This is a genomic window from Streptomyces sp. NRRL WC-3605 (assembly GCF_001509795.1).
Taxonomy (GTDB): Bacteria; Actinomycetota; Actinomycetes; order Streptomycetales; family Streptomycetaceae; genus Streptomyces; species Streptomyces viridochromogenes.
Window position 1 is genome coordinate 104,383 of record NZ_LLZN01000038.1, and the last position, 24,005, is coordinate 128,387.

At 73.1% G+C, this 24,005-nt stretch carries 18 protein-coding genes; 11 read left to right on the top strand and 7 right to left on the bottom strand.

The window, feature by feature from the left end; translation table 11 throughout:
• Positions 1 to 122 precede the first annotated feature (122 nt).
• Complete coding sequence (locus tag ADL34_RS07250) at positions 123 to 308, top strand: Rv0909 family putative TA system antitoxin (protein WP_062664613.1); 186 nt, start codon at positions 123 to 125, stop codon at positions 306 to 308.
• 136 nt (positions 309 to 444) lie between these two features.
• Here ADL34_RS07250 and mfd read toward each other — a convergent pair whose 3' ends face one another.
• Positions 445 to 3,975, bottom strand: coding sequence for a transcription-repair coupling factor (mfd, locus tag ADL34_RS07255; protein WP_062664615.1), 3,531 nt, complete (start codon positions 3,973 to 3,975; stop codon positions 445 to 447).
• 192 nt (positions 3,976 to 4,167) lie between these two features.
• Between mfd and ADL34_RS07260 the strand changes: the two genes are divergently transcribed.
• Positions 4,168 to 5,619, top strand: coding sequence for a DUF2079 domain-containing protein (locus tag ADL34_RS07260; protein ID WP_062664617.1), 1,452 nt, complete (start codon positions 4,168 to 4,170; stop codon positions 5,617 to 5,619).
• 79 nt (positions 5,620 to 5,698) lie between these two features.
• On the opposite strand, the gene ADL34_RS07265 is transcribed toward ADL34_RS07260, so the two are convergent.
• Together ADL34_RS07265 and ADL34_RS07270 are read right to left on the bottom strand one after the other, a co-directional pair.
• On the bottom strand, positions 5,699 to 8,269 hold the full coding sequence (locus ADL34_RS07265; protein WP_062664619.1) for an ABC transporter permease: 2,571 nt from the start codon (positions 8,267 to 8,269) through the stop codon (positions 5,699 to 5,701).
• Positions 8,266 to 9,054, bottom strand: coding sequence for an ABC transporter ATP-binding protein (locus ADL34_RS07270; RefSeq protein WP_062664621.1), 789 nt, complete (start codon positions 9,052 to 9,054; stop codon positions 8,266 to 8,268). The genes ADL34_RS07265 and ADL34_RS07270 overlap by 4 nt, the downstream gene beginning before the upstream one ends.
• Positions 9,055 to 9,445: 391 nt before the next feature.
• Between ADL34_RS07270 and ADL34_RS07275 the strand changes: the two genes are divergently transcribed.
• On the top strand, positions 9,446 to 10,954 hold the full coding sequence (locus ADL34_RS07275) for an MFS transporter (RefSeq protein ID WP_062664623.1): 1,509 nt from the start codon (positions 9,446 to 9,448) through the stop codon (positions 10,952 to 10,954).
• Here the strand turns inward: ADL34_RS07275 and ADL34_RS07280 are convergent.
• Positions 10,935 to 12,089 carry an alpha/beta hydrolase family protein gene (locus ADL34_RS07280; protein WP_062664625.1) on the bottom strand — a complete coding sequence of 385 codons (1,155 nt, stop codon included), beginning with the start codon at positions 12,087 to 12,089 and terminating at the stop codon, positions 10,935 to 10,937. The two genes, ADL34_RS07275 and ADL34_RS07280, sit on opposite strands and share 20 nt — an antisense overlap.
• A 401-nt stretch (positions 12,090 to 12,490) precedes the next feature.
• Here ADL34_RS07280 and ADL34_RS07285 point away from each other — a divergent pair, with 401 nt between their 5' ends.
• From ADL34_RS07285 to ADL34_RS07315, 7 genes are all read left to right on the top strand, one after another.
• Positions 12,491 to 13,330, top strand: coding sequence for a helix-turn-helix domain-containing protein (locus ADL34_RS07285; RefSeq protein WP_062664627.1), 840 nt, complete (start codon positions 12,491 to 12,493; stop codon positions 13,328 to 13,330).
• The gene (locus ADL34_RS07290; protein WP_062664628.1) at positions 13,302 to 13,571 is read left to right on the top strand and encodes a DUF397 domain-containing protein; all 270 of its coding nucleotides are present in this window, start codon (positions 13,302 to 13,304) and stop codon (positions 13,569 to 13,571) included. The genes ADL34_RS07285 and ADL34_RS07290 overlap by 29 nt, the downstream gene beginning before the upstream one ends.
• Positions 13,568 to 14,230, top strand: a complete 663-nt coding sequence (locus tag ADL34_RS07295) for a VanZ family protein (protein WP_062664630.1) — start codon at positions 13,568 to 13,570, stop codon at positions 14,228 to 14,230. The genes ADL34_RS07290 and ADL34_RS07295 overlap by 4 nt, the downstream gene beginning before the upstream one ends.
• A 9-nt stretch (positions 14,231 to 14,239) precedes the next feature.
• Positions 14,240 to 14,917, top strand: a complete 678-nt coding sequence (locus ADL34_RS07300) for a response regulator transcription factor (protein WP_062664632.1) — start codon at positions 14,240 to 14,242, stop codon at positions 14,915 to 14,917.
• Positions 14,910 to 15,998 carry a sensor histidine kinase gene (locus tag ADL34_RS07305; protein WP_062664634.1) on the top strand — a complete coding sequence of 363 codons (1,089 nt, stop codon included), beginning with the start codon at positions 14,910 to 14,912 and terminating at the stop codon, positions 15,996 to 15,998. Before ADL34_RS07300 ends, ADL34_RS07305 begins: the two co-directional genes overlap by 8 nt.
• A 197-nt stretch (positions 15,999 to 16,195) precedes the next feature.
• Positions 16,196 to 16,657, top strand: coding sequence for a DUF485 domain-containing protein (locus ADL34_RS07310; RefSeq protein WP_062664636.1), 462 nt, complete (start codon positions 16,196 to 16,198; stop codon positions 16,655 to 16,657).
• The gene (locus ADL34_RS07315) at positions 16,654 to 18,264 is read left to right on the top strand and encodes a cation acetate symporter (protein WP_062664645.1); all 1,611 of its coding nucleotides are present in this window, start codon (positions 16,654 to 16,656) and stop codon (positions 18,262 to 18,264) included. The genes ADL34_RS07310 and ADL34_RS07315 overlap by 4 nt, the downstream gene beginning before the upstream one ends.
• 46 nt (positions 18,265 to 18,310) lie before the next feature.
• On the opposite strand, the gene ADL34_RS07320 is transcribed toward ADL34_RS07315, so the two are convergent.
• From ADL34_RS07320 to ADL34_RS07330, 3 genes are all read right to left on the bottom strand, one after another.
• Complete coding sequence (locus tag ADL34_RS07320; RefSeq protein WP_062664647.1) at positions 18,311 to 19,198, bottom strand: cellulose-binding protein; 888 nt, start codon at positions 19,196 to 19,198, stop codon at positions 18,311 to 18,313.
• A 264-nt stretch (positions 19,199 to 19,462) separates the two neighbouring features.
• Positions 19,463 to 22,081 carry an SUKH-4 family immunity protein gene (locus tag ADL34_RS07325; protein WP_062664649.1) on the bottom strand — a complete coding sequence of 873 codons (2,619 nt, stop codon included), beginning with the start codon at positions 22,079 to 22,081 and terminating at the stop codon, positions 19,463 to 19,465.
• An 8-nt stretch (positions 22,082 to 22,089) separates the two neighbouring features.
• Positions 22,090 to 23,115 carry an SMI1/KNR4 family protein gene (locus ADL34_RS07330; RefSeq protein WP_079033993.1) on the bottom strand — a complete coding sequence of 342 codons (1,026 nt, stop codon included), beginning with the start codon at positions 23,113 to 23,115 and terminating at the stop codon, positions 22,090 to 22,092.
• Positions 23,116 to 23,423: 308 nt separating this feature from the next.
• Between ADL34_RS07330 and ADL34_RS07335 the strand changes: the two genes are divergently transcribed.
• The gene (locus tag ADL34_RS07335) at positions 23,424 to 23,948 is read left to right on the top strand and encodes a YwqJ-related putative deaminase (protein ID WP_062739778.1); all 525 of its coding nucleotides are present in this window, start codon (positions 23,424 to 23,426) and stop codon (positions 23,946 to 23,948) included.
• Positions 23,949 to 24,005 lie beyond the last annotated feature (57 nt).

The following is a 24,005-nucleotide window of genomic DNA, read 5'->3' on the forward strand; positions in this document are numbered from 1 at the left end:
CACACGGTATCCGTCCGGCGCACGGGGGCATCCGGGAGGTCCAGACCAGAAACCGGCCAAGTGCGCATAGCACGCAAGTCCGGCGTATCGTCGATCGTGAGTCACTCGGGAAGGAGCTCTGGATGGGCATCTTCGACAGGTTCAAGAGCAACCGCCACGCGCAGGACAAGGCCGGGGACATGTCCGACACCGCGGAGCGAACGGTCAACGAGAAGACGGGCAACAAGTACGAGAGCCGGATCGACGACGCCCAGCAGCGCATGGAGCGCCAGGCCGGCATGGACCGTGACAAGCCCGACCAGCCGTGAGGCCGTAGACCCACGCCCAGCCCGAGAGAGGCCGTCCGCGCGGACCGACGTCCCGCGGACGGCTCCCTGTGCCGGGCCTGGCGGCGACGCCGTTCCGCCGGCGAGTCGGGGCCGGTGAGTCAGGCCCCCAGCACCGTCAGGACCCCAGGACCGAGGTCAGGAACTCCCCGACCCAGCCCAGCAACTCCCGGCCGACCAGCGGCTTTCCGCCCACCTTCGCGGTCTTCGGACGCGGCACCAGCACCTGGTGGACCGACGGCTTGATGACCGTGCCCGGGTAGAGGCGCTTGAGCCGCAGCTCCTGCGACTCGCGCAGCTCCACCGGCGCGAACCGGATGTTGTTGCCCTGCAGCACGACCTCGCCGACCGCACACGCCCGGGCCAGCATCCGCAGCCCGGCCACCAGCAGCAGGTTCTCCACGGGCTCGGGCAACTTGCCGTAGCGGTCGACGAGTTCCTCGCGGACGGCCTTGATGTCCTCCTCCGAGTTGGCGGAGGCGATGGCCCGGTAGGCCTGCAGACGCAGCCGCTCGCCCGGCGCGTAGTCGTGCGGGACGTGCGCGTCGACCGGAAGCTCGATCTTGACCTCCAGCGGCGGCTCCTCCTCGACGCCGCCCTCCAGCGAGGCGCGGTAGTCGGCCACCGCCTCGCCGACCATGCGGACGTACAGGTCGAAGCCGACGCCCGCGATGTGCCCGGACTGCTCGCCGCCCAGCAGATTGCCCGCGCCGCGGATCTCCAGGTCCTTCATGGCCACGTACATGCCCGCGCCCATCTCGGTGTGCTGGGCGATGGTGGCCAGCCGTTCGTGCGCGGTCTCCGTGAGCGGCTTCTCCGGCGGGTACAGGAAGTACGCGTAGCCCCGCTCGCGGCCGCGGCCGACCCGGCCGCGCAGCTGGTGCAGCTGCGAGAGGCCGAAGTTGTCGCCGCGCTCCACGATCAGGGTGTTGGCGTTGGAGATGTCGATGCCGGACTCGACGATCGTCGTGGAGACGAGCACGTCGAACTTCTTCTCCCAGAAGTCGACGACGACCTGCTCCAGCGCCTGCTCCGACATCTGGCCGTGGGCCGTCGCGATCCGGGCCTCCGGGACGATCTCGCGGAGCCGGGCGGCGGCCCGGTCGATCGACTCGACGCGGTTGTGGATGTAGAAGACCTGGCCCTCGCGCAGCAGCTCACGGCGGATCGCCGCGCCGATCTGCTTCTCCTCGTACGGCCCGACGAAGGTGAGGACCGGGTGCCGCTCCTCCGGCGGGGTGGTGATCGTGGACATCTCGCGGATACCGGTGACCGCCATCTCCAGGGTCCGCGGGATCGGGGTCGCGGACATCGTCAGGACGTCGACGTTCGCCCGGAGCTTCTTCAGCTGCTCCTTGTGCTCGACGCCGAAGCGCTGCTCCTCGTCGACGATGACCAGGCCCAGGTCCTTGAACTTGGTCTCGGACGAGAACAGCCGGTGGGTGCCGATGACGATGTCCACCGAGCCGTCGCGCAGCCCCTCCAGGACCGCCTTCGCCTCGGTGTCGGTCTGGAAACGGGACAGCGCGCGCACGTTCACCGGGAACTGCGAGTAGCGCTCGGAGAACGTGCCGAAGTGCTGCTGCACGAGCAGGGTCGTCGGCACGAGCACGGCGACCTGCTTGCCGTCCTGGACGGCCTTGAAGGCGGCCCGCACCGCGATCTCGGTCTTGCCGTAGCCGACGTCGCCGCAGATCAGGCGGTCCATCGGGACCGACTTCTCCATGTCCTCCTTGACCTCGGCGATCGTCGTCAGCTGGTCCGGGGTCTCGGCGTACGGGAAGGCGTCCTCCAGCTCGCGCTGCCAGGGGGTGTCGCCGCCGAAGGCGTGTCCCGGCGCGGCCATGCGGGCGCTGTAGAGCTTGATCAGGTCGGCGGCGATCTCCTTGACGGCCTTCTTGGCGCGCGCCTTGGTCTTGGTCCAGTCGGCGCCGCCGAGCCGGTGCAGGGTGGGCGACTCACCGCCGACGTACTTGGTGATCTGCTCCAGCTGGTCGGTGGGGATGTACAGCCGGTCGCCGGGCTGGCCGCGCTTGGCCGGGGCGTACTCCACGACCAGGTACTCGCGGGTGGCGCCCTGCACGGTGCGCTGCACCATCTCGATGTAGCGGCCGACGCCGTGCTGCTCGTGGACGATGTAGTCGCCCGCCTCCAGGGTGAGCGGGTCGATGGTCTTGCGGCGGCGGGCCGGCATCCGGGCGCCCTCGCGGCCGGCCGCCTTCTGCCCGGTCAGGTCGGTCTCGGTGAGGACGGCCAGGCCGAGCGCGGGGTCCACGAAGCCGTAGTCGATGCAGCCGCAGGCGACGTGCACGACGGACGGGGAGATCTCCTCCAGGTCGATCGTGAGGCGGGCCGGGACGCCCTCGCCGCCGAGCACCTCGACGGTGCGGGCCGCCGGGCCGTGGCCCTCGGTCACGAAGACCGTGCGCCAGCCGTCGGCGAGCCAGCCCTTGGTGTCGGCGAGCGCCTTGGCGGTGTCGCCGCGGTACGACTCGGGGGCGCGCATGCCCAGCTTGAGGGTGTCCGCGTCGAGCTCGTCGTCGGCGGCGAACGGCGACACCGACCACCACATCATGTCCAGCTCGCGGGCCCGGTCCCGGACGTCCGCGATGGACCACAGGGAGGCCGCGTCGACGTCGATGGGGGCCTCGCCGCCGCCCGCGGTGGCCGCCCAGGACGCCTGCAGGAACTCCTGCGAGGTCGCCACCAGGTCGGCGGCGCGGGTGCGGACCCGCTCGGGGTCGGCGACGACGGCCATGGAGCCCTTGGGCAGGACGTCGAGCAGCAGCTCCATGTCGTCGACCAGGACCGGCGCGAGGGACTCCATGCCCTCGACGGCGATGCCCTCGGCGATCTTGCCGAGCAGTTCGCCCAGCTCGGGGTGCTCCTCGGCGAGCACCCGCGCCCGCTCGCGCACCTCGTCGGTGAGCAGCAGCTCGCGGCAGGGCGGCGCCCACAGGCCGTGTTCGGCGACCTCCAGGGAGCGCTGGTCGGCGACCTTGAAGTAGCGGATCTCCTCGACGTCGTCGCCCCAGAACTCGACGCGCAGGGGGTGTTCCTCGGTGGGCGGGAAGACGTCGAGGATGCCGCCGCGGACGGCGAACTCGCCGCGCTTCTCGACGAGCTCCACGCGTGCGTACGCGGCTGCCGCGAGGGCCTCCACCACGGCGTTCAGGTCGGCGGTCTGCCCGGTGCGCAGGGCGACCGGCTCCAGGTCGCCGAGGCCCTTGACCTGCGGCTGGAGGACGGAGCGCACGGGGGCCACGACCACGGACACCGGGCCGGTCTCCGGGTCGTCGGGACGGGGGTGGGCGAGCCGGCGCAGCACGGCCAGGCGGCGTCCCACGGTGTCGCTGCGGGGGCTGAGGCGCTCGTGCGGCAGGGTCTCCCAGGACGGGTACTCCACGACGCCCTGCTCGGGCAGCAGGGAGCGCAGCGCCGCCGCCAGGTCCTCGGCCTCCCGGCCGGTCGCCGTGACGGCGAGGACGGGGCGGCCGGTCTCGCGGGCGAGGGCCGCGATCGCGAAGGGGCGGGCCGCCGGGGGGCCGACCAGGTCGACGTGCATGCGGTTGCCGTCCGCGGCCGCCGCGATCGCTTCCGCCAGGGCGGCGTCCTTGACTACGGCGTCGAGCAGACCGTGCAGACTCATGGAGGAGCTTTCCGTCCAAAGGGATGGGCAACGCGAAGGACCCGACACGGGAGACGGGCCGGGTGTTCCAGCGTACGTCGCCCCGGGGACGGACGCCGGGGCCTGTGGACAACCCACGATCACCCCCGCGGCTCCCCGGCCCCGTCACGGCCCCACGCCCGGTTCCCCGCCCCCTCCACGTAAAGTCCCCTCATGCCCACCCGAGCCGCCTCCGCGCCACCGGACGCCTCCCCGGACCCTGCGATACCGGGGGCCGAGCCGCGTGCCGGGGGGTCGGTGCCGGCCGGGGGCGGGCGGTGGGACGCCTGGGTGCTGGCCCTCGCGCTGTTCGCCGGGTACGCCGTCGTGTCGGTCGGGCGGTACCGCCATCTGGGGCAGCGCTCGTGGGACCTCGGCATCTTCGAGCAGGTCATACGCTCCTACGCGCACCTCCAGGCGCCGGTCGCCGATCTGAAGGGCCCGGGGTTCAACATCCTCGGCGACCACTTCAGCCCGGTGACCGTGCTGCTCGCGCCGGTGTACCGGCTGTTCCCGTCGTCCGTCACCCTGCTCGTCGCGCAGGCCGCGCTGTTCGCGCTGTCCGCCGTCCCGGTCGCCCGGGCCGCCGCCCGGCTGCTGGGCCGGGGGCGCGGGCTCGCGGTCGGCGTCTCCTACGGGCTGTCCTGGGGCATCCAGCAGGCCGTCGACTTCGACTTCCACGAGATCTGCTTCGCCGTGCCGCTGCTCGCGTTCGCGCTGGAGGCCGTCCTGGCCCGGCGCTGGCGGGCCGCCCTGCTGTGGGCGCTGCCGCTGGTCCTCGTGAAGGAGGACCTGGGGTTCACGCTGAGCGCGCTCGCCGTGGTCGTCGCCTGGCGGGCGCGCGGCGTCTCCCCGCGCGCGGCCCGGTACGCGGTCGGCGTCGCCGTGTTCGGGGCCGTGGCCGTTGCCGTGACCCTGCTGGTGCTGATACCGGCGTTCAACTCGGCGGGCTCCTACGACTACTGGAACAAGGTGGGCGAGTCGGGCGGCGGGGGGCCGCTGGACGGCCTGGACACCAAGCTCCGCACGCTCGGCTGGATCCTGATACCGACGACCGGGCTGCTCGCCCTGCGCTCCCCGCTGCTGCTCGTGGCGCTGCCCACCGTCGGGTGGCGCTTCGTCTCCTCCTACCCGCAGTACTGGGGGACGGACTGGCACTACAGCGCCGTCCTGATGCCGGTCGCCGCCCTCGCCCTCGTCGACGCCGTGCACACCGCCCGGCACAGCCCCCGCCCGTGGCTGCGGTCGTACGCCCAGCACCTGCCGGCGGCCGTCGCGGGCGCCTCCCTGGCGCTGACGACCTCGCTGCCGCTGGCCGCCGTGACCCAGGCCGAGATCTACCGAAAGCCGGAGCGGGTCACCGCGATCGAGCGCCTGCTCGCCGAGGTCCCGGACGGCGCCTCCGTAGAGGCCAACATCGCCCCGATCAGCCGCCTCACCTCGCGCTGCCGGGTGTTCTGGGTCAGCAACACCCAGGGCGTCGACCCGGACTACATCGCCCTGGACAACTCCCGCAAGCGCTACCGCGACGTCGAGGCGTACGCCCGCACCCTGCACCCCGGCGCCCGGTACAGCGTCCAGGGCATGGCCTACGGGGTCGTCCTGCTGGAGCGCCGGGGCCGGTGAAACGAGCGGCGGCCCGGCCGGGAGGGTGTCCCCTCCGGACCGGGCCGGGCCCGTCCCCCGCAACCCCCGTGTGCGGTGGCTACTCGGTCGCGATCGCGTTGAGCACGTTCATCCGGCCCGCCCGGAACGCCGGCACGAGGGCGGCGAACAGGCCCACGAAGGCCGATCCGACGAACACCCCGCCGATCGTCGCCCACGGGATGTCGAGGACGTCCAGGCCCTCCAGGGCGAGCAGCCGCTGGGCGGTCGCGCCCCAGCCCATGCCCAGTCCGAGGCCCAGCAGGGCGCCGAAGAGGGCGATCACCACGGACTCCATGCGGATCATGCGGCGGAGCTGCCGGCGGGAGAGGCCGATGGCGCGCAGCAGGCCGATCTCCCGGGTCCGCTCGACCACCGACAGGGCCAGGGTGTTCACCACACCGAGGACCGCCACGATGATCGCCAGGGCCAGCAGGCCGTAGACCATGTTCAGGAGCTGGCCGATCTGGTCCTTCAGCTCCTCCTTGTAGTCGGTCTGGTCGCGGACCTGGTACTGCGGGTACGGGTCGAGCGCCTTCTTCAGGGCGGCGTACGCGGCGTCCTGCTTGCCGTCCTCCGCCTTGGCGAACATGATCACGTTCTGCGGGACGCGGTCCGCCGGCAGGTACGACCGGAGCGTGTCGATGCTCAGGTACCGGGCGCCCTGGTCGATGGCGGTGTCGTCGTCGGTGATCGCGGCGACCTTCAGCTTCGCCGTCTCACCGCCCTTGAAGGCGACGGTGATCGTGTCGCCGACGTGCACGCCGTGCTTCTTCGCGTAGTCGCTGCCGACCGACATGGCGTCCTTGCCGTAGGCGGCGGACAGGGTGCCCTCCGTCGTCGTACGGCGCAGGTCCTCGGCGTACGTCGGGTCGGCGGCCGTGACCCCGGAGTCGTCGGTCTTGCCGTCCGGCGAGGTCAGGGTGGCGTCGACGCTCTTGTAGTGGGTGACATGGGCGAGGCCGGGACTGTCCTCCATGGCCTTCTCCGCCTGCGGCACGATCGGCTGCTGCTGGCTCAGCACGATGAAGTCCGCGCCGACCGACTTGTCCAGCTCGCTCGTCGCCGAGGCGACCATCGAGGAGCCGACCACCGACAGGCAGGCCACCAGGGCGAGGCCGATCATCAGGGCGGCGCCGGTGGCGCCGGTGCGGCGCGGGTTGCGCAGGGCATTGCGCTCGGCCATGCGGCCCACGGGACCGAACGCCCGCAGCAGCACCGCGCTGATCACCCGGACGACACCGCCCGCGAGGAGCGGGCCGATGACGACGAACCCGATCAGGGACAGCACCACGCCGCCGCCCAGCATCAGCGCGCCGTCGCTGGCCTTGTCGGCGGTGGCCGCCGCGTACAGGGCGGCCGCGCCCCCGCCGGTGAGCACCAGGCCGATCAGGCCCCGCACCCGGCCGGCCCGGCCGTCGGCCGGGGTGCCGGCGTCGCGCAGGGCGGCCATCGGGGAGACCTTCCCGGCGCGGCGGGCCGGCAGGTAGGCGGCCAGCACCGTCACGACGACACCGAGGATGAGGCCGACGACGGGGGTCGTCGTCTTCACGGTGAGGTCGTCGGTGGACAGGCTCATGCCGGCCATCGACATCAGCTTCATCAGGCCGATGGCGATCCCGACGCCCGCGCCGACGCCGAGGACGGAGCCGACGAAGCCGAGCAGCAGCGCCTCCACCAGCACCGATCGGTTGACCTGGCGGCGCGAGGAGCCGATGGCCCGCATCAGGCCGATCTCACGGGTGCGCTGGGCGACCAGCATCGAGAAGGTGTTGATGATCAGGAAGATGCCCACCAGGAACGCGATGCCGGCGAAGCCGAGCATGGCGTACTTGATGATGTCCATGAACTCGCCGACGTCCTTGCGGTTCTCGTCGGCGCTCTCCTTGGCCGTCTGGATCTTGTACGAGCCGTCCAGGGCCTGGGCCACGTCCTGCTTGAGCCGGGCGTCGCTCACGCCGTCCTCGGCGGTGACGGAGACCTGGGTGAACCGGCCGGTGGCGCCGAGCAGGGCGCGCTGGCTGGTCTCGGTGTCGAAGTAGACGACGGCCGCGCCCGGGTTGGTCACCTTCCAGGAGGCGATGCCGACGATCTTCGCGCGGATGTCGCCGGTGGCGGCGATGGTGCGCAGTTCGTCACCGAGCTTCAGGTCGTGCTTGTCGGCGGTGTCGGCGTCGACCATCACCTCGGTGGGTCCGCGCGGGGCGTGCCCGGAGGTGATCTCCATGGACCGCAGGTCGTTCTCGGTCCAGTTGCCGGCGAGGGTGGGCGCCCCGGTGGACGACCCCATGTTCTTGTTGTCGGCGTCCACGACGGTCACGCTCATCGACGTGACCGCGCCCTCCGCCTTCTCGACGCCCTCGACCGAGGCGACCTGCTCGACGACCGACGCCGGGAGCGAGGCGGGCCGGCCGGTGCCGGCGCCGTCGTCCTCGTCCTCGGAGTCCTTGGGGCTGACGCTGACGTCGGAGGAGGTGACCGCGAAGAGCTTGTCGAAGGTGGTGTTCATCGTGTCGGTGAACACGAGGGTGCCGCACACGAACGCCACGGACAGCAGCACCGCCACGGCGGACAGCGCCATCCGGCCCTTGTGCGCGAAGAAGTTGCGCAGCGAGGTCTTCACGACGGTCATGACGTGCGCCCCCGGGCGTCGAAGTCCTTCATGCGGTCGAGGACGGCCTCGGCCGTGGGCTTGTACATCTCGTCGACGATCCGTCCGTCTGCGAGGTACAGCACCCGGTCCGCGTAGGACGCGGCGACCGGGTCGTGGGTGACCATCACGATGGTCTGCCCCAGCTCGTCCACGGACCTGCGCAGGAAGCTCAGGACCTCGGCGCCGGCGCGGGAGTCCAGGTTTCCGGTGGGCTCGTCACCGAAGATGATCTCCGGCCGGGCGGCGAGGGCGCGGGCGACCGCGACACGCTGCTGCTGGCCGCCGGAGAGCTGCGTGGGCCGGTGCTTGAGCCGATCGGACAGGCCCACGGTGTCCACGACCCGCCCCAGCCACGCCTTGTCGGGCTTGCGGCCGGCGATGTCCATCGGGAGCGTGATGTTCTCCAGGGCGTTCAGCGTGGGCAGCAGGTTGAACGCCTGGAAGATGAACCCGATGCGGTCGCGCCGCAGTTGGGTGAGCTTCTTGTCCTTCAGACCGGTGATCTCGGTCTCGTCCAGGTAGATCTGCCCGCTGGTGACGGTGTCGAGCCCGGCGAGGCAGTGCATCAGGGTGGACTTGCCGGACCCCGAGGGGCCCATGATCGCGGTGAACTGCCCGCGGGCGATGTCCACGTCCACGTGGTCCAGGGCGACGACGCGGGTCTCCCCCGACCCGTACGCCTTCACGACCTGCCGCGCCCTCGCGGCAACGGCCATGGGCCTTCCAGTACCCCCGTGCCTGGGAATGGTCACAGCCGATGTCACGGTATGTCTCCTAAGTCGGTTCGGCAGGCGCGTGACGCCATCTCGTCACGGCGTTCAGTCTCGTGTCGGGAGGGGGTCCGGCGCGCTGGTGCCCGGCCCCGTCTTCTGCGGGGGAAAACCCCACCCCCGGCGGTTCGGTCAGCCACCCCCCGGCGGCGTAAAGCCAGGTTAAGGACGCGGCCCCCGCCGTCTCGTCCTCCGCCGGTACCAACCCTCCCCGAGACCTGGTACGGAGGTACCCCTAGGGGCTCTCCCCCCTGAGGTGGACCCCGCGTCAGGGTCGCTGCGCCCTTCGGCCCACTCAGCCTCCACCCTCCCGCCGCGTGAGGATCAAGTGGGAAGCTGTCCCCGGCGGATGGATGTACAGGGAACACATACGGAGGGGACCCCGGTGGGCGGCACGAAGGACGCGCTGCGCGACGGCGCACGGCACACCGGGACGGACCGGCGCGGGGCGGTCGTCGCCGCCCTGATGCTCACGATGGCGCTGGCCGCCCTGGACGCGACGATCGTCTCCACGGCCGTCCCCCAGATCGTCGGCGACCTCGGCGGCTTCTCCGTCTTCTCCTGGCTGTTCTCCGGCTATCTGCTCGCCGTCACCGTGTCCCTGCCGGTGTACGGCAAGCTCTCCGACGTCTTCGGCCGCAAACCGGTGCTCGTCGCCGGCGCCGCGCTGTTCCTGCTGGGGTCGCTGCTGTGCGCGGCGGCCTGGAACATGGGCGCGCTCATCGCGTTCCGCGTCGTGCAGGGGCTGGGCGGCGGCGCCCTCCAGGGCACGGTGCAGACGCTCGCCGCCGATCTGTACCCGCTGGAGGAACGCCCGCGCATCCAGGCCCGGTTGTCCACGGTGTGGGCGGTGTCGGCGGTCGCGGGACCGGGCCTCGGCGGCGTCCTCGCGGCGTACGCGGACTGGCGCTGGATCTTCCTGGTCAACCTGCCCGTCGGGGCGGTCGCGCTGTGGCTGGTCGTACGCCATCTGCACGAGCCGCGCCGCCCGGCCCCCGGGACGCGCGCCCGGGTCGACTGGGCGGGCGCGCTCGCGGTGTTCGCCTGCGGGGGCGTGCTGCTGACCGCGCTCGTGCAGGGCGGGGTGGCCTGGCCGTGGCTGTCCGCCCCGTCGCTCGCGCTGTTCGGCACCGGCCTCGCGCTCGTCGCGGTGGTCGTCGTGGTGGAGCGCCGGGCGGCCCAGCCGGTCATTCCCGGCTGGGTGTGGCGGCGCCGCACCATCGCTGCGGTCAACCTGGCGCTGGGCGCCCTCGGCCTGCTGATGGTGGCACCGTCCGTCTTCCTGCCCACCTACGCCCAGTCGGTGCTCGGCCTGGCCCCCGTGGCCGCCGGATTCGTGCTGTCCGTATGGACGTTGAGCTGGCCGCTGTCGGCGGCGCTCAGCCAGCACGTGTACCGCAGGATCGGCTTCCGCGACACGGCCCTGCTGGGCATCGGAGCGGCCGCGCTGATCCTGCTCGCGTTCCCGTTCCTGCCCTACCCCGGCTCGGTCTGGCAGCCGGTCCTGCTGATGCTGCTGCTCGGCGCGGCCCTCGGCCTGTTCCAACTCCCGCTGATCGTGGGCGTGCAGGCGACCGTGGGCTGGTCGGAGCGCGGCACGGCGACCGCGTCGGTGCTGTTCTGCCGGCAGACGGGCCAGACGGTCGGTGCCGCCCTGTTCGGCGCGGTGGCCAACGGCGTCCTCGCGGCACGCCTCGGCGGGGCGGGCGACCTGGACGCGGTGACCCGTGCCCTGGACTCCGGCGGCACCGCCCCGGAGGCCACCAGGAGGGCCATCGCCGACGCGGTGCACGCCGTGTACCTGGGCGCGTCCTGCGCGGCGGCGCTGGCCTTCCTGGTGCTGCTGTTCGTGGCGCCGAGGACGTTCCCGGTGCTCACGGACGACGCACGATGACCTCCGGGTGCGCCGGTGACGGCCCGTCGAGCAGGGGGCGCGGCACGCCCTTGAGGTGCCGGTCGAAGAAGGCGGCGACGTACGCGCGCGTGAGGTGCTGCCCGCGCGCGTAGGGGAGTGCGGCGGTGTCGGGGATGCCGGCCAGCTCCCCGAGCAGCGGCACGTCGGTGAACGAGCCGTGGTCCGCGCCGGTGACGGTCAGCCACCGCTTCCAGCCGTCCAGGCCCGCCCAGGCGTCGTCCCAGGTCCGGTCCGCCGTACGGTCCGTGGCCCCGAACATCAGGAAGGGCCGCCCGTCGAGGCCGCCGGCGGGCACCGGTGCGAAGAAGGTGCCGTCCATGTTCACGCCGGCCCGCACCCGCGCGTCGGCGGCCATCGTGGCGGCGGCCGCGTCCCCGCCGATGGAGTGCCCGCCCATGCCGATCCGCCGGGCGTCGATCATGCGCGCGTGCCGCCACGCGGGGCGCGCCCCGGTGAGCCGGTCGAGCACGAGGGAGACGTCCACGGCCCGGCTCTCGGCGACGGCTCGCATCCCGCCCTCCGGAGGCTCCTCGCACAGGACGCACGGCAGGGTCCGCCCGTCCGGCAGCGTCGTACCGGCGTTCTCGTACGGGTGGTCGACCAGCGCGACGACGTACCCGCGACTGGCCAGGTCGTCGGCGAGACCGGTGAGCGTGGAGCGCGGGAAGGAGAACCCGGGCGAGAGCACGACGAGCGGGAACCTGCCGGGCGCGGGGCGCGCCCCGGTGTGCGCCCAGGTCCGTACGCCGCTGATGACCTCCGGCGGGACGGTGGCCCCGGGAGCCCGCAGCCGGATCAGGTACCGGGCCTCGTCGAGCGTCATGTACGGCGCCGTGGGCCCGCCCGTGCGCCGGCGGGCCGGGTAGGACAGGGACACCATCAGCTGCCGTGATCCGGCGGAGGGCACCCACGGGTCCGGGCGGCCGGTGTCCACGAGGTGGAGGGTGTCGCGGCCGACGGCGTACGGGCCGGTCGGGCGCGGGAGTTGGGCCGACGCGGAGTGCGCGGCGGACACGGCCGGTGCGGCCGGGCCCGCCGCGGCGGCCGGCAGGGTCAGGGCGGGGCCGAGGACGAGCGCGACGGCCGCCGCCGGTAACAGGCGTGATCGGATCATGCGGTGGACGCTATGCCGGGCACCCCCGGCCGGGCGTCCCCACAGGGTCGTGACTCAGGAGTGCCCCGTGGGACCGCAGGCCGTGCCCGTGTCCTACCCGGGTCGGACACAGCGGGGGCACCGGCAGGGCGGGAAGCGGCCCGCGAGGTCGAAGGGCGTGTCCTTGCGCGACGGCTGGTACGTCACCCTCGGTCCCCACGTCCGTCCGCCGTCCCGGGACACACGCAGCGTGAGGGCGGGCCCGGGCACCTCCTCGAACGGGTCTTTCTCCTGCTCAGCCTGTTCCACGTCGTCACCTTTCACTTTGTGTGCCGTCTCCGACACACGGTGACGTCACCGTGGGTACGCTCGGAAGGTGGCTCAGTGTGACAACGGAGTCCGCACGGAGGGGAGTCGCCGGGGTGGCCATCGAGGACAATCCGCGTTCGCGCGAGCAGTACGGGGCGGAGCTGAAACGGCGCCGGGAGGCGGCGGGACTGACGCAGGAGGAGCTGAGCCAGCGGGCGGTGATGTCGCGGACGCATATCGCGCACATCGAGGGCGGTCGCCGCAGACCGGATGCCGAGGACGCCCGGCGACTGGACCAAGTGCTGGGTACGGACGGCTTCTTCGAGAACTTCCTGCCCGCTCTGGACGGCCGCAAGGTGGCCGAACACTTCGCGCAGGCCGCGGAGCTGGAGCGGCAGGCTGTCGCCATCAAGGAGTACGCGAGCACGTTGGTGCCGGGCTTCCTCCAGACGCCCGGCTACGCCCGCGAGGTGCTCGGTTCGGGGCACCCCGCAAAGAGTGACGAGAAGCGGGACACACTCCTGGCCACCCGGCTGGAACGCAGCCGCATCCTGGACGACTTCGACTCACCGAAGGTGACCCTGCTGCTCGGTGAGGCGGTGCTGCGCCAGGCCATCGGTGGCCCGCGCGTGATGTGCGACCAGCTCTGTCACGTCCTCGCGCTGGGGGAGAACCGCCGTATCCGAGTGCACATTCTCCCGTTCACGGCAGGGGCGCACGCCCTGCTGGAGGGGCCGGTCAAGCTCATGTGGTTCGACGAACTGCCCTCCGTCGCCTACGTGGAAGGGCTGAAGTCCGGCCGCATCTGGGAACTTCCCGGGACGGTCCGCGAGTTGGAGGACGTCTACGACCACGCGCTGGGGGACGCACTGTCCCACCGCATGTCCCTGGCGTTGCTCAGGTCGGTCGCGGAGGATTACCGGCATGAAGCGGATCGAGACCAGCATCCCTGACGCATCGGCACTGACCGGCTGGCGCAGGTCGAGCTACAGCGGCGAGAGCGGCGGCAACTGCCTGGAGGTCGCCGACACGGCACACCCCTCCGTCCCCGTCCGGGACAGCAAACTCCCCAGCGGCCCGGCGCTCGTCTTCTCCGCGTCCGCCTGGACCGCCTTCGTCGGCGGCGTGTATCGCGGGCGTATCGAGAACCGCGTACGCCGACGCAACGGTCCGGCCTCTGTCATGGAGGCATGACCCGCAAGCTCTCCCTTCTCGGCACGGCCCTGCTCGGCGTGGCGGCCGTCCTGTTCCTCCTGTGGCGGCCTCTGATGATGTCCGCGCCGGCGTGCACGGCCGGGCGGTGGCACGGCTGCCTCGACACGTTCAACGGCGTCGTGCTGATGACCCTGGTCACGGTGCCGCTGGCCGTCCTCGTCGCCGGGTCCCTCGCGTGGCGCAGGCGCGCCCGCGGGGTCCCGGCGGCGTGGCGGCTCTCGCTGGCCGAGGTCGGCATGGTGCACGGCACGGTGCCGTTCGTCTGGCTGGTCCTCATGCCCGGCGCGGCGGCGGGCCTGGTCCCCGGCCGGGTCAGCCTCGTACCGCTGCGGGACCTGGCCACGATGGGCGCGCTCGGGATCACCGGCAATCTGCTCGTCTTCGCGGCCCTCGGCTTCTTCGCCCCGATGCGCTTCGCGGCCCTGGCGTCCGTGCCGCGGGTGCTGGCGCTCGGGGCGGCCTGCTCGGTCGTGGTCGAGACGGCGCAGTACGTGCTGCGCCTGGACCGCGTGTCGTCGGTGGACGACGTCCTGGTGAACGCGGCCGGTGCCGCGCTCGCCGCGCTGGCGTCACGCCGCTGGTGGCGCGACGCGGCGCGGCCGTCCTCGCATACACCGGCGGTACAGACCGCTGCCTAGGCTGCGGACATGCGCGTACTGATCGTGGAGGACGAGCCGTATCTGGCCGAGGCCGTCCGGGACGGCCTGCGGCTGGAGGCGATCGCGGCCGACATCGCCGGTGACGGCGACACGGCCCTGGAGCTGCTGAGCGTCCACTCCTACGACATCGCGGTCCTCGACCGTGACGTCCCCGGCCCGTCCGGCGACGAGGTCGCCCGGCACATCGTGGCGTCCGGCAGTGGCATCCCGATCCTCATGCTGACCGCCGCCGACCGGATCGACGACAAGGCGTCCGGGTTCGAGCTGGGCGCGGACGACTACCTCACCAAGCCGTTCGACCTGCGGGAACTGGTCCTGCGGCTGAGGGCGCTCGACCGCAGGCGCGCGCACGCCCGGCCTCCGGTGCGGGAGATCGCGGGCCTGCGCCTGGACCCGTTCCGCCGGGAGGTGTTCCGCGACGGACGTCATGTGGCGCTGACCCGCAAGCAGTTCGCGGTGCTGGAGGTGCTGGTGTCCGCCGAGGGCGGCGTCGTGAGCGCCGAGGAACTGCTGGAGCGGGCCTGGGACGAGAACGCCGACCCGTTCACCAACGCGGTCCGCATCACCGTCTCCGCTCTGCGCAAACGGCTGGGCGAGCCGTGGGTCATCGCGACGGTCCCGGGGGTCGGCTACCGCATCGACACCGGCGGGGACACGGGTGCCTAGGCGTCCCGGGCCGAGCACCCGGCTGAAGCTCACCCTCAGCTATGCCGGGGTCGTCCTCGTCACCGGGGCGGTCCTGCTGGCCGTGGTGTGGGTGTTCCTGCTCCGGTACGTGCCGGACAACTCGCAGGGCCTGCTGGGCGTCTCGCCCAACCGGTATCTGCTGTCGCGGATCTTCGGGCGGGCGGCGGCCGTGACGATGGGCGTGCTGCTGGTGGTCGGCCTCGCGGGCGGGTGGGTCCTCGCCGGGCGGATGCTGGCGCCGCTGACCCGGATCACGGCCGCGGCGCGGACGGCCGGGAGCGGATCGCTGTCGCACCGCATCCGTATGGAGGGCCGCCAGGACGAGTTCCGGGAACTGGCCGACGCCTTCGACGGCATGCTGGAGCGGCTGGAGTCGCACGTGGCCGAGCAGCAGCGGTTCGCCGCGAACGCCTCGCACGAGCTGCGCACCCCGCTGGCCATCTCACAGGCCCTGCTCGACGTCGCCCGCCGGGACCCGGACGGCGACCACGACGAGGTGTTCGCCCGCCTCCAGGCCGTCAACACCCGCGCGATCGACCTGACGGAGGCCCTGCTGCTGCTCGGCCGCAGCGACCGGGGCAACTTCGCCCGGGAGACGGTCGACCTGTCCCTGCTCGCGGAGGAGGCCGCCGAGACGCTGCTCCCCCGGGCCGAGGAACGCGGGATCACGCTGGAGGTCACGGGCGGGGCCGCCCCGGTCGGCGGCTCGGCGGAGCTGCTGCTGCGGATGGTGACGAACCTCGTCCAGAACGCCGTCGTGCACAACCGTCCCGAGGGCGGCACCGTCACCGTGTGGACCGGGACACGGGGGGATCTGGGCGAGCTGCGGGTGGAGAACACCGGCTCGCCGCTGCCGCCCGGCCTGGTGCCGACGCTGACCGAGCCGTTCCGGCGCGGCACGGAACGCGTCCATACCGACGAGCACGCGGGCGCCGGCCTGGGTCTGACCATCGTGCACAGCGTCGTCCGCGCGCACGGCGGGAGCCTGGACCTCGTCCCCCGTCCAGGAGGCGGTCTGCGGGTCACTGTGCTGCTGCCGGGCGCGGGGACAGCCGGCTGACAGGAGCGCAAAAGTCTGAGTTAACGCCGGTAACACCGCTGGTCAGACACGGCTTGATAGCGATCCCATATACCGACCGATCAGTTTGTCGAAACCCTCGCGCTCACCCGTACTCCGAAGTAACGTGCGTGGCTCGCCCGCCCCCCACCTCCCTGCGGTCCGCCGCACCGGACCCGAGCCACGCAAGGAGTACCGGGATGTCCTCCCCGTATGAGCCGTACCCACCCCACGGGTCGCACCCGCCGCCACCGCCCCACGCCACCTACCCGTGGCAGGCGGCCTTCCCGCCCGAACCCCCCGAGCCGCCGCCTCACCGCACCCCCGACCACCCGCCGCTCGGGCACCACAGCGACCTGCGGGTCCTGCGCACCGCCTACCGCCTCCAGCGCCGGGTGGCGACCCTCACCGCCCTCGGCTACTTCCTGCTGTTCCTGATCCTTTCCGCCTTCGCCCCCGGCTTCATGGGCGACGAGGTCGCCGCGGGCCTGCCCGCCGGACTGCTGCTCGCGCTGCTCCAACTGCCGGTCACCTGGCTGGCGATCGCCCTGTACGAGTACACCGCCCGCCGCTACCTCGACCCGGTCGCCGACCGTATCCGCCGGCAGGCCGAGATCGACGCCAAGCGGGACGCCGCCGGGCAGAGGGGGGCCGGACGATGACCGACTTCGGCGGAGACGCCCAGGCGATGTCCCTGGTCGCCTTCTGCGCGGTGGCCACCATCACGCTGCTGCTGTGCGTGATGACCGGCCCCGACGGGGACGACCTCGACGAGTTCTACACCGGCTACAGCTCCCTGTCGCCGCTGCGCAACGGCCTCGCGATCGGCGGCGACTACATCAGCGCCGCCACCGTCCTCGGCACCACCGGCGTGGTCGCGCTGTGCGGCTACGACGGCATCGTGCTCGCCCTGAGCACGGCCCTGTCACTCATGCTGCTGATGTTCCTTCTGGCCGAACCCCTGCGCAACGCGGGCCGGTTCACCATGGGCGACGCCCTCGCCCGCCGGATGCCCGGCCGGGCCGTACGGATCGCCGCGTGCGCGGTGACCCTGGCCGCGCTGCTGCCGCTGATGCTGGTGCAGCTCGCCGGGACCGGCCAGCTGCTGGCGTTCATCCTGGGCTTCTCCAGCGACTCCATGAAGACCGGCTGCATCATCGGCCTGGGCGTGCTGATGATCAGCTACGCGGCGATCGGCGGCATGAAGGGCACCGCCCTCATCCAGATCCTCAAGCTCCTCATGCTGCTCGGCTCGGGCTCCGTCGTGGCCCTGCTCATCCTGCACCGCTTCGACTGGGACCCGGGCGCGCTGTTCGACGCGGCCGCCGCGCAGAGCGGCGTCGGCTCGTCGTTCCTCAACTCCGGGCTGCAGTTCGCGGGCAGCCCGTACCCGCGGATCGACATGATCACCGCGCAGCTCGCCGTCGTCCTCGGCGGTGGCGTCCTGCCGCACATCACCATGCGCATGTACACCGCGACCGGGGCCCGCCAGGTCCGGCGGTCGATGTCCTGGGCGGTGTCCAGCGTCGCCCTGTTCGTGCTGGTGATCACCGTCGTCGGGTTCGGCGCGACCGCGCTGATCGGCCGCGAGGTGATCGCCGGGGCCGACCCGCAGGGCAACACCGCCTTCCTGCTGGGCTCCCGGGCCGCCTTCGGCGCCGACATCTCCTACGCCGAGACCCTGCTGTTCACGACGGTCACCACGGCGATCTTCCTGACGGTGCTCGCCTCGGTGGCCGGCATGATCCTCGCCTGCGCCAACTCCCTGGCGCACGACGTGTTCGCCGTACGGTCCCGGGGGCTGACCACCCGCCGGGAGATGACGGTGGCCCGGATGTCGGCCCTGGCCGTCGGCGCCCCGGCGATCCTGCTGGCGACGATGGTCCAGCACCGCAGCCTGCAGCCCCTGGTGACGCTGTCGTTCACCCTGGGCGCCTCCGCGATCGCCCCCGCGCTCGTCTACAGCCTCTTCTGGCGCCGGTACACCCGCACGGGACTGCTGTGGACCCTGATCGGCGGCACCGTCGTCGTCCTGCTGCTGATGCCGGGCACCAACCTGGTCTCGGGCTCGCCCGTCGCGGCGTTCCCCGAGTCCGACTTCAACTGGTTCCCGTTCACCACACCGGGCCTGGTGTCCATTCCCGCCGGGTTCCTCCTCGGCTACCTGGGGACGGTCCTTCCGGGCCGGGGGAAGTCCGACGACCAGCGACGCCAGTACGAGGCCGTCGAAGGCTGGATCCTCGCCGGAGCCGTCCGCCGGGGCAACTGACCGCGCACGGCCGAGGACCCGCCGCCGGTACGCCGGCGGCGGGCCCTCACTCCAGCGCGGCCTGCCCGGTCAGGGCCGTCAGGCTGTTGCGCATCTGCCCGATGTGGGCGCGCACCTCGTCCCAGGCGTCGCTGTGCTCACGCAGCACCCGCTCCGTCTCCAGGGCGATCTCCTCGGCCCGTCTGCGGGCCGCCGCCACCAGCTCCTCGGCGTGGGAACGCGCCTCCTCCTGGAGCCGGCGCGCCGACGCCTCCGCGTCCGCGAACACCTCCGTCGCCTCGGCCAGCGAGGCCTCCGCGCGCGCCTGCCGCTCCTGCTCCGCCGCCTCCTGCGCCGCCCGCCGCTCCTCGGCCTCCCGCTCGACGCGGACCCACACCGTGTCGTTCCGCTCCGCCTGCTCGGCGAGCTTCCCCACCGTGCGCTGCCGCGCCTCCCGCAACGCGCCCAGCGCGCCCTTGCGTTCCTGCCGCACCTCGCGGCGGGCCGTCACCCGGATCTCGTCCGCCTCGGTCCGGGCCGCCAGCAGCCGCTCCTCCGCGAACGTATCCGCCTCGGTGGTCACCGCCTCGGCGTGCGTCCGGGCCGCCTCCCGCACCTCGTCCGCCCAGGACTGCGCCTCGTCCATCAGGCGCCGCGCCTCCCGCCGCGCCTCCCCCCGCACGGCCGCGGCCTCCTGCTCGACCAGCTCGAAGATCCGCCGCGCCCGGTCGCCGAGCGTCTCGTACGTCTGCGGGCCGAGCCGGGCCACCTCCTCCTTCAGCCGCTCCGCCTCCGCCTCCATCTCCCGGGCGAGCACGGTGAGCCGGGCGGCCCGCTCCCAGGCGGTGTCACGGTCGCGGGAGAGGGCGTCGACGAACGCGTCGACCTGGTCGGGACGGTAGCCGCGCCCTCGTACGACCACGAAGTCGTACAGCGGGACCGGTGCGCCACTCATCTCGGAACCCCTCTCCACCGAACGGACAGGAAAATGATGATTTAGCGCACATCTTGAAGTATCAGGCGTAAGTGGGCATAACGCGACACTCCGCGTACGGGAGCGGGCGGCGGGCGCGGAGGCGGGCGGACAGCGCACACGAAAGGGGCCGATCCCGGTCTCACCACCGGGGATCGGCCCCTCACCGCACCCGCCCGCCCTCGGCGGCAGCCGGGTGACATCACGTCACACGCACCCCACGACCGGGCGAACGCCCGTGCGAGGTCAGAGCAGTCCGTCCCACATCTGTTCCAGCAGGACCGACCACCAGCTCTCCGGCGAACCCAGCGCCGCCGGGTCCAGCGCGGCCAGCTGCGCCTGGAAGTCGACGGTCCAGCGGCCCGCCTGCTCCTGGTTCAGACCGAACCGCAGCCGCCACATCCGGCCCAGCAGCGCGAGGCACCGCTGGAACTCGGGCAGCCCCGTGTTCACGAACTGCGGCGGCACGGGCGCACCGCCCGGACCGGCCTCCACCGGCACCGCCACGATGTGCGCCGTCCCGTACTGCACGCACAGCGCCTTGCCGAAGTCGCTGCCCATCACCAGGTACGACCCCGAGTCCGACGCCGGCTGCACGCCGCGCTCCTGCGCCAGCTCCGCCAGCGTCGGCACCGGCCGCCCCGGCTGGGCCTGCGCCCAGAAGAACGGGCCCATGTCCAGCGGCAGACCGCCCACGACCAGGCTGTGGGCCACGATCGGCGGCACACCCTGCCGGGACACCGCGGCCTGCTCGAACCGGAAGATCCCCGGCCCGAACGCGCCCGCGAGCTCCTGCGCCACCCCCTCCGGGGGGATCGGCGGCACCGGCTGCACCTGCGGCAGCGGCGCCCGCACCGGCGCCGGCCGCGCCGGGCCGTCCGCCACCTGGTGCAACTCGCCCTGGTGGGCGAGCAGCTGGCCCATGCCCTGCTGACGGCTCGCGTGGTCCGTGCCGTACGGCGCGATCGACGTGATCCGCGCCTGCGGCCACTGCTCCCGGATCATCCGCGCGCAGTACGCGCCCGGCAGCTCGCACGACTCCAGCTCGGTGTGCAGCTCCAGCACCTGGTCCGGCGGCACGTTCATGGCGCGCAGCTCGTGGAAGATCTGCCACTCCGGGTGCGGCGTGCCCGGCGCCGAACGCCGGATCAGCTGCTGCTCCGAACCGTCCTGGGCGCGGTACCGCAGGACGGCCTGGTAGCCGGGTCCGACGGTCGGCTGCCCCACCGGCTGCTGCGGATAGCCGTACGCCGGCGGCTGCCCCGGGGACGGCGCCATGCCACCGGGAGGCATGGGCGGCTGAGGGGCACCCGGCGGCACACCGGGCCCGGGAGGCCCGACCGGTCCGGGCGGGCCGACCGGCCCCGTGGGTCCAGGGTGTCCGGGGTGCCCGGGGTGCCCGTGCGGCGCGGGCGGGGTGCCGGGAGCGCCCGGGGCGGGCGGCGGCGGAGGCACGCCGGGACCTCCGACGGGCGGGGCGGACAGCACGGTCTCCGCGTGATGCACGGCCCCGGCGTCACCGCCCGGGACACCGGGAGCACCGGGAGCACCGGGAGCACCCGGAGGCTTCGGGGCGCCGGGCATGCCGGGGGCGCCCGGGGCACCGGGCGGGGCCGGCGGACCGGACGGCTGCGGGGCACCCGGGGTGCCGGGCGGCGCCGGAGGCTGCGGCGGGCCGCCCGGCCGACCGGGGTCGGCCAGCACGGTGGCGGCATGGTGCACCCCACCCGGGGGCGTACCGGGGGCGCCCGGAGCACCGGGCGGAGCCGGCACACCCGGAGCGCCGGGCGCGCCGGGAGGACTCGGCACACCAGGGGCACCGGGAGCACCCGGCGGCGGCGGAACCCCCGGCCCGGACGCTCCCTCCGGCCCGCCGGAACCGAGCGACGACACCAGCTGCGTCGGCACGTACCCGCCGGCCGGCGCGCCCGGAGCACCCGGCGTACCCGGCGGCTGGGGCGGCGTCGGGGCACCCGGCCCGCGCGGCGGCGCCTTGCTCGTCGCCGCGTCCGCGATGTCCTCCGCACCCGGCGCCGGCCGCCCCGGCGCACCCGGCTGCTGCGGATGGCCGTACGACGGCGGCGCGGGCGGAGGCGGCGGCACGGCCGCGCCCTGCGGATACCCGTACGACGGCGCACCCGGCGTGTCCGGGCCGTCCACCGCGGGCTCGATCGCGGTGCGCGGCAGCCCGCTGCCCCCGGCGATCAGCGCCGTCTCGGCGTCCGGCGGTGTGGCCGTGTCGTCACCGCTCAGCGGCGGGGCGAACACCGTCTCCGGCAGCGGCACCGAACGGTCCTCGCCGGGGTCGGCGTTGGTGTCCGTGCCGGCCCACGGAGTCGCCCCCTCGGGCACCGCGTCCCGCGGCTCGTCCGCCACGGGCCCGGCGGACACGGGCTCAGGCTCGGAAGAGGAGGGCCCGGCGGACACGGGCTCCGGGGACGCCGGCACCGCGTCGCGCGGCTCCTCGTCCGCGGGCTGCCGGCGGTCCGGCACACCCATCCGGTCCGCCGCCTCCTGCAGCCACTCCGGCGGCGTCAGCAGGAACGACGTCTGGTTCAGGTCCACCCGCGCCGCGGGAGCCGGCGCCGGCTCCGCGACCGCGTCGTCCCGGCCGTACTCCTCCTCGTAACGGCGGATCACCTCACCCACCGGCAGCGACGGCCACAGCGTGGCCTCCCCGCTGTCCCGGGCGATCACCAGCCGCTGCCCACCGCCGTCCGAGCGCGGACCGTCCGCACGGTCCTCGCCCCAGACCACGAAGCCCAGCCCGAACTCCCGGACCCGCACCTCACGGTGCTGGTACGACGGCACATCGCCGTTGATCCACTCCTCGGCGCGCTCCTGCGCCTGCGCGAACGTCACCATCGCGAAGCTCACTCCCCCGCAGCCGCGGCCTCGACAGGCACCGCACGCGCGAACCCACCGTCCACCATCAGATTCGCCACCGTCTCCAGCTCCGGCGGAGAACCCGCCAACCGGGACAGGAACACGTCGAAGTCCTCACCGCACGGCAGCAGCAGCCGCTCCACCCGCTCGGCCACCGACCACGACGGGTCCACGTCCCGCGCGTCGTCGTACGCCGAGAACCACACCGAGCCCAGCCGCTCGCCCTTCACCTTCACGGCCAGCAGCCCGCCCTGCACGAACCCCACACACAGGTAGTCCTTGGTGAGGTGGTCCCGCAGGCACTTGTTCGCATAGACCAGGTCGTTGACCGCCGCCTCGTCCCGCACCGTGAAGAACGGCTGGTCGATCAGCAGCCCCAACTCCGCGTCCAGCGCGGTCCCCACCGGGGCACAGCCGCCCGCCGCCTTCAGGAACGACCGGTACGCGCCCGGCAGCCGGTACCCGAGGTCCTCCTCGACGCCCTGCGCCTGCGCCTCCGTCACGGCCACACCCGACTTCGGCAGCCGGAAGTGCGCCGGACGCGTCTCCTGCAACGGCCGCGTCCCGCGCTTCACCTGGTCCACGCCCGACGTGGCGATACCGCCGTGATGGCGCAACAGCGCCTTCACCTCGACCGGAACCAGCTCCAGCCGCCGCGACCCGACCACGTGATGCCACGTCCAGCCGTGCGGTGTGGCCACCGCCGGCACCGTGTCCCACAGCGCGTGCCCCGACGCGGCCAGCGCCGCGTTCGCCGACACGTAGTCCGTCAGCCGCAACTCGTCGACGCCGAAGCCCTCCGGAGGCTCCGCGATCTCCGCCGCCGCCCGGGCGTACGGGGAGAAATCCGGGTAACCCCGCTCGTCCACCAGCACCCCTCTGGGGTGCCGGGCCGCCCGCACCGGATCCGGGAAATGCACGACCTGCCCGGCGTAGGCCGCGTTCGGCGGCGCGGCGTGTCCCCCGGCCTGGCGGCCGGGAGGATCCCCCAGCCCGAGCCGACCTGTCGTCATGGCGGTAGCCCCCTGCGGCGTTCTGACCCGGCCCGCCATGACCACACACGGTCACAACGCCCCGAATCGACTGACTCGTCTGCGTCCACGCGTCACCGCATGGAAAGCGGTGGCGACAGCCTATGCGGTACGGCGACAACGGTCACCGGCACAGGTGACACCCCCCGTCACCACCGTGACAAGGCGTCACCCCACCGTGACAGCCCGCCCCGACACGGGCGTGTCGCATCGCCCCAGCTTCCGCACCCGCCACGGCATTTGGCACTCTGTGACGTCCGAGAGCATGCACGGGGGATGCTCAGGAGGGGATGATGACGATGAACGCGACACAGACAGACCCGCACTCAGGCAGGTCCGGCGACCCCCGTATCGGCTGGAGCGCCGACGGCACCCCGCACGCGCCCGCCCTCCTCCACCGCCGCGACGGCATACTCCCCACCGTCGCCGCCGCCCTCTCCGTCCGCGGCGCCACCCTCACCGGCACCGCCGCCCGCGGCGACCATCCCCCCGCCCTGCACCACCTCGTCCAGGACTTCCTCGACACCCTCACCAGCAACGAACGCGACCGCTTCACGGGGCGCTGCGCCGAGACGATCCTCATCTCCAGACACATCACCGCCGCCGACACCGCCCGCAGCAAACGCGCCGCCCGCAAACCCATGACCAACGGCGAAGCCCGCAAAGCACTCAAAAAAGCAAAACTCACCCCCCGCCGCATCCGCGAGGACGGCGACCCCCTGCACGGCAGCTTCGTCACCCCCTGCCGCGCCTGCACCGCCCTCAGCGCCCACTTCGGCGTCCGCATCGTCGACCCCACCCCGCCCGCCGACTGAACCCCCCACCCGCCCCACCGCACGCCGCCGCGCGCCCCCGGACCCCCACCCCCCACC